General features: G+C 58.9%; 6 protein-coding genes and 1 pseudogene. 2 read left to right on the top strand and 5 right to left on the bottom strand.

Annotation, left to right across the window (positions count from 1 at the left end):
• Nucleotides 1-379 precede the first annotated feature (379 nt).
• A pseudogene (locus OA90_RS28170) lies at nt 380-1,252 on the top strand (winged helix-turn-helix domain-containing protein); the annotation flags it as partial.
• A 628-nt stretch (nt 1,253-1,880) separates the two neighbouring features.
• Nucleotides 1,881-2,747, top strand: a complete 867-nt coding sequence (locus tag OA90_RS23300) for a DUF932 domain-containing protein (RefSeq protein WP_068418345.1) — start codon at nt 1,881-1,883, stop codon at nt 2,745-2,747.
• Nucleotides 2,748-3,316: 569 nt separating this feature from the next.
• Here OA90_RS23300 and queF read toward each other — a convergent pair.
• From queF to OA90_RS23325, 5 genes are all read right to left on the bottom strand, one after another.
• On the bottom strand, nt 3,317-3,781 hold the full coding sequence (gene queF / locus OA90_RS23305; RefSeq protein WP_068418348.1) for a preQ(1) synthase: 465 nt from the start codon (nt 3,779-3,781) through the stop codon (nt 3,317-3,319).
• Nucleotides 3,782-3,797: 16 nt separating this feature from the next.
• On the bottom strand, nt 3,798-4,505 hold the full coding sequence (gene queE / locus OA90_RS23310) for a 7-carboxy-7-deazaguanine synthase QueE (RefSeq protein WP_068418351.1): 708 nt from the start codon (nt 4,503-4,505) through the stop codon (nt 3,798-3,800).
• Nucleotides 4,502-4,855 (bottom strand): 6-carboxytetrahydropterin synthase QueD, encoded by a 354-nt coding sequence (gene queD / locus OA90_RS23315; RefSeq protein WP_068418354.1) that lies wholly within the window; start codon nt 4,853-4,855, stop codon nt 4,502-4,504. Before queD ends, queE begins: the two co-directional genes overlap by 4 nt.
• Complete coding sequence (gene queC / locus OA90_RS23320; protein ID WP_068418357.1) at nt 4,855-5,556, bottom strand: 7-cyano-7-deazaguanine synthase QueC; 702 nt, start codon at nt 5,554-5,556, stop codon at nt 4,855-4,857. Before queC ends, queD begins: the two co-directional genes overlap by 1 nt.
• 164 nt (nt 5,557-5,720) lie before the next feature.
• The coding region (locus OA90_RS23325; RefSeq protein WP_199823691.1) for a transposase at nt 5,721-6,000 on the bottom strand (280 nt) is incomplete at its 5' end.

Raw genomic sequence — 6,000 nt, forward strand, 5'->3', positions numbered from 1 at the left:
GTCAGCCTTAACCTGGCTTGGGCTCTTTAGGAACGGTCTAGAAAAGAGCTCGCGCTCGGGCTGGAGCTCGGGCGTCGGCGGCTGTATCTTGGCAAGATCTATCGGATTATCCGGACGTAGGCCGGAGGCCGCGCTGCTTGAGGACAAACTTGCGGTGTCGCCTCCGTAGATCGACGGCGAAGCCTTGGGCATTCCATCCTCAGATATTGATTTTTGGCTCTTCGCACTTTGGGAACTACCTGATGCCTCCAAGACGTCAGGTTGCTTACGCTTTTTCAATTTGCTCCCGGCATTATACCAAGCGACGAATTTGACGACTCTTTTGGATTCCCAAAGTTTCGCGAATATGATTCCTGATGGGGAACATGAGGAGTTTGCCATGTCCGCCCCTATCCGTCTTCGAGATGACTTTGATGCTCCAACCCTTCGTCATCTAGCCCGTGGCTCGGTGAATGCCGATCAAACACGGCGCCTTTTGGCGCTTGCAGTGATCTATGACGGCGGCTTGCGCAGCGATGCGGGTGCGGTCGGCGGCGTGACGGTCCAGGTGATCCGCGACTGGGTCTTGCGTTTCAATGCAAAAGGCCCCGAGGGATTGATTGACCTTAAGAAAGCCGGTCGGCGCAAGAAGCTTGATGACAGCCAGCGCRCTCTGTTGATCGATCGTGTTGCACGGGGCCCGTATCCTTCGGTGGACGGCGTTGTGCGTTGGCGCCTGAAGGATCTTGCGGCCTGGATATTGTCTGAATTTGGCATTGCCGTAGATGAGCGAACCGTTTCGCGGGAACTGAAGAGCGCAGGCTACCGGCGTTTGACCGCCCGGCCACAGCATCCGGCGCAAAACGAATTTGCCATTGAGGCGTTCAAAAAAACTTCCCCAACGAGCTGGCCGAACTCCGCGGACGACTTGAAGACGGCACGCCGATAGAAATCTGGTTCCAGGACGAGGTGCAATACGCTGGCAATGCAATGGCACCTTGAGGAAATATCCTCACAGGTTGCGCCCGGTGCCCATGGCGTGGTCATCCTTGATCAGGCCGGATGGCACACGTCAAACAAGCTCGCCATCCCGGACAACATCACACTCTTGCCTTTGCCACCCCGATCTCCCGAACTCAATCCTGTCGAAAACCTATGGCAGTACATGCGAGAAAACTGGCTCTCAAACCGGGTCTTCAAGGACTACGACCAGATCGTCGACCTGTGCTGCCGGGCCTGGAACACGCTCATCGATCAGCCTCGTTCTCTGGTGTATTGGTCATTATTTTCCCTATGCGCTGGCCTTCTCTTGAGGAAAGGCGAGAATAGTTATTCTGGAAGGAAGGTGCTGAGACGCCTTACAGCCAATTTATTATTTGTGCAATGTGACAAAAATAGAGATTATAGTTCGATTTTATCTTCCAAGTGCGTCGTGTGAGCTTCAGGTCTCAAAATCTTGATTTGGTGTAGGGCGCGCCCATCGGGACCACGCTCTCTTCCGGCCGCAGAGCGGCCTCCACCGAGCCAAAGACGATTTCTGCCGGAACTTTCTAACGCCGGCAGCAGTCTCAGGGAGCCATCCACCGGCGAGAGAGTCCAGCGGCCGAAACCACCTTTGTCTCGGCCCATTCGGGGAACGATCGTTCGCGCTGGATCTGCTTTGCAGATATCTGCCTGGCTTCGCCAGTCATTGGTTTGTTGAAGGGGCTCCGCCCCCGACCGGTCAAGGATGAACCGCTGCGCGGCCGGAACGGCGGCCTCCCAACGCTCCGCGGCTCTCGCCTTGTGCGCACGGGGACGCCCCTCCGCCTTTCCGTTCCCTGACCGCCCTCCCCCGTTTCCGACGACGCGGAAAATGAAACGAGCCAACCCGGCCAAGTTCAGGAAACAGGAGCAAACCAATGAACTCAGTATATGTCCGCACCGCACGCTTTGATTCCGCCCGCGCCCTCAGCGAAGACGAAATGTGCCGGAGTGCCCCGTCGATCTTCGCGGCCTCAGCCCATGAGAGCCGTTCCGAACGGTTCCAGCCGATCCCTACCATCGAAGTTCTGCGTGCCCTGACAGACGAAGGGTTCATGCCGGTTGGTGTGAAGCAAGGCCGTACCCGCGATGCCAGCAAGAAGGACTTCACCAAGCACCTGATCCGGCTTCGCCGTCTCGACCACGATGGCAAGTTTTGTGTTGGTGATACCGTTTGCGAAATCCTGCTCAAGAACGCAAATGACGGAACGTCCGCTTTCGACATCATGGCCGGGTTGTTCCGCACCCGGTGCCTAAATTCCCTTGTCGCCCAGACCTCCACCCTCGAAAGCGTGAAGGTTCGTCACAGTGGAGACGTGCGACACAAGGTGATTGACGGCACGTTCCGCGTGTTGAAGGAAGCGGAAAAGGCCCTTGCCGCGCCAGCCGATTGGAGCGGTCTGATCCTCGACCGTAACGAAAAGCAGGTGTTTGCGGAGGCTGCGCACATTGCCCGCTTCGGAGACAGCGAAGGGGAAACCACGACCCGCATTCAGCCGAGCCAGCTTTTGAACGCCCGCCGCACGGGCGACCGGGAAAACGACCTCTGGACAACGCGCAACGTGGTTCAGGAAAACGCAATCCGGGGTGGCTTGCAGGCACGGTTCCGCGATGAACAGGGACGCCTTCGCCGCTCCAGCTCCCGAGCGGTCAAGGGCATCTATCAGGACGTGAAACTGAACAAGGCCCTTTGGACGCTTTCTGAGAAGATGGCGGAACTGAAAGGCTTGAGAGCCGCAGCCTAACGCGCAAAGCACTGGCGGCAAGAACTCTGCCGCCAGTCTGCATACTTCAAATTTCAGGATCTGCGCTGCTGGACCGGACCGGCCCTGACTGGCCGGGCCGATCCTCGGCAGGGGCTTTGCCTCTACGGCGCGCGGCTCAGAGCTGGGCTTTTCTCCTGATAAGGGACTCCCCTCCCCAAAAACAGCTTGCCAGTTGGCAAGTTTTTGATCGTCCAAATGACAAGCTCCATAGCAGATAAAATTTCCTGGTACCTGGGCCCGGATCAGGCCCAAGAGAGGTCGAAACGGGCAGGAGGGAGAGAGGCTGCTTGCAGATGAGTAAATTGCCTGGTGGCATTCACATGTAGACGAAGCTCGACGGTAGGCTTCTGCACCTGAGTAGCGCTCTATGCGTTTTGTGACCAATGTCTGCTTCGCGTCCCCATATCGGACGTTCGCAGGTTTTAGGCCCGATCTGCAAAGCCGCCGTTCGTTGCACTACGTGCGAAGGTCTATAGAAGGGGCGGATTGCAGACATCCGCTGCGATGTGCGCTTATGTCCACTATATGCAGGCCAGTTTTTGCCGCTCTCAGCCGCGGCCTCGGTAAGGTGGCACGCCTTGATCGGGAATCCACACGCCATCGGGCATTGGTCCGGTCTGCCAGAACACATCAATCGGGATGCCCCCGCGCGGATACCAGTAGCCGCCGATCCGCAACCATTGGGGGTCGAGAAAGTCAGCCAGACGGCGCGCAATAGAGATCGTGCAATCCTCGTGGAACGCGCCGTGGTTGCGGAACGATGTCAGGAACAGCTTGAGCGATTTTGACTCGACCAGCCAAGAACCGGGAACATAGTCGATCACTAGATGAGCAAAATCCGGTTGTCCGGTCATCGGGCAGAGCGAGGTGAACTCCGGCGCGGTGAAGCGCACGTTATAGGCCACATCGGCCTGCGGGTTCGGCACGCGCTCAAGCTCCGCCGCTTCCGGACTTTCCGGGATGCGGGTCTCGCCGCCGAGCTGTTTGAGGTTGCTGTATATGTCTTCGGACATGAGAGTCTCCATCAGGTCAGACGCCGCGCTTGTTGCCCCAGATCAGGACGTGAAGCTGCGGCAGGATACGGGGGGCGAACCAGCCATCGGCCATCGCCTTCTCAGTCAGCCAGCCCAGCCGCTCGGCCAGTACATGCAGATCAACCGGGGTTGCGGGGTCGACCTCGGGGTTGCCGGGCTGCAGATAGAGCGGCAGATCGCTGTGCTGGCTGTGGATCTCTCGGGCCCATTGGTAGTCGATCTCGTCGAAGATCACGATCTTCATCACCTGCTGGCGTGCGCCGGTGCCCATAGTGCGGCAGGAGCTGAATGCCTCCCAATCCACCAATTCGCCGCTTGAGGGCGGTTTCGGCGAAAGCACCAGCGTGTCGAGATCCGAAAACCATGGTCGCGCCACCGAGCCTTGGGTTTCGCAGGCAAAACGGTAACCCGCCGCCTGGCCCTTGGCGATCAGCGGACCGAAATTCTGAATCGCCGGATTGCCCCCGGACAGCGACACGGTCAGAGGCCGCCCGCCCGAGAGCTTGCCTACCTTAGCCCAGACGGTATCGATCTCCATCGGCGCCCAGCTATGGCGATACTGACTCTCCACCGCATGCGGACTGTCGCACCAACTGCACCGATAGTCGCAGCCGCCGGCGCGGACAAAGACGGTGGGTTCGCCGATCAGCGCGCCTTCGCCTTGAATGGTAGGGCCGAATATTTCGGCGATGCGCAGGGTCATGGCCGGTATTCCGCCCATGTCTTAGGGGTTTCGCTGACCAGCACAGCACTGGTCTCGGGCCAGCGTGCGGCGCACCAGTCATGGAAATGTTTCGCCATGTTTTCAGCCGTCGAGGGGACCTCCAGCACATCGTTCAGATGCCGATGGTCGAAGGTAGCGTCGATATAGGTCTTGAGCGGCTTCAGGTCGTGGTAGTCGCGCACAAAACCCTCGGTGTTGAGGGTTTCCGAGGCCAGTTCGACCACCACGATATAGTTGTGCCCATGCAACCACGCGCATTGGTGGTCGTCGGGAAGGTGGCTCAACTGGTGGCTGGCCGAGAAGTGGAATTCCTTGCGAATACGAAACATCAGCTTTCTCTCCGCGTGGCGAGCGCCGTAGTCCAATAGTCCGGGTCGACATAGGCCGTCGGATCGCTGACCTCGGCAAGATGGAAGGCCTCGCGCCGCTCCACACAGGTGCCGCAGCGCCCGCAATGGAGCTCGCCGCCTTTGTAGCAGGACCATGTCTCGGCAAAGGGCGTGCCATGCCGCGCGCCTTGGCGGACGATCTCGGCCTTGCTCTGTTCGACAAAGGGCGTGTGCAGCCGAACAGCGGCATAGCCCTCCAGTGCCGCCTGCTGCATGGCGTCGAAGGCGCAGGTGAAGCCGGGGCGGCAGTCGGGGTAGATAAAGTGATCGCCGCCATGCACTGCGGTGGCCACGGCCTCATCTCCTTGCGCCGCCGCGATGCCAAAGCCGATCGACAGCATGATCGCATTGCGGTTCGGCACCACGGTGACCTTCATCGTTTCTTCAGCGTAATGCCCGTCGGGCACATCGATATCGTCGGTTAGCGCCGAGCCGGAGAGCGCCGCACCGATGCCGCGCATGTCGATCAGGTGGAACTGAACGCCAAGCCGCTTAGCGGCAGCTTCGGCGAAGTCGACCTCCTTGCGGTGGCGCTGGCCGTAGTCGAAGGAGACAAGCCGGGTGAGCTGATGCTCACTGGCGGTGATATGCGCAAGCGACACGGAATCGAGTCCGCCTGAGCAGATGACAAGTGTTTTCATTTTGGGGCCCTTGTTTTGATGTCCGGGTAGGCTGCGACCGGATGGCGGGGCTTATTGCAGAATTCACACAGATTGCAAGCGGCGCCGGCTCTGCCGCGTGATGTGCGTGGCTCGGTCTCTCAATGGCGAGAGAACAGTTACTGATTAATACCAAACGACAAAATTCAGGACCGATGCGCCCAGTCACGCATTCCGATTGACATGATTTTCCATGGCTGATCGATGAGCGTGTTCCAGGCCCGGCAGCACAGGTCGACGATCTGGTCGTAGTCCTTGAAGACCCGGTTTGAGAGCCAGTTTTCTCGCATGTACTGCCATAGGTTTTCGACAGGATTGAGTTCGGGAGATCGGGGTGGCAAAGGCAAGAGTGTGATGTTGTCCGGGATGGCGAGCTTGTTTGACGTGTGCCATCCGGCCTGATCAAGGATGACCACGCCATGGGCA

This window comes from Labrenzia sp. OB1 (genome assembly GCF_001624695.1).
GTDB lineage: Bacteria > Pseudomonadota > Alphaproteobacteria > Rhizobiales > Stappiaceae > Roseibium.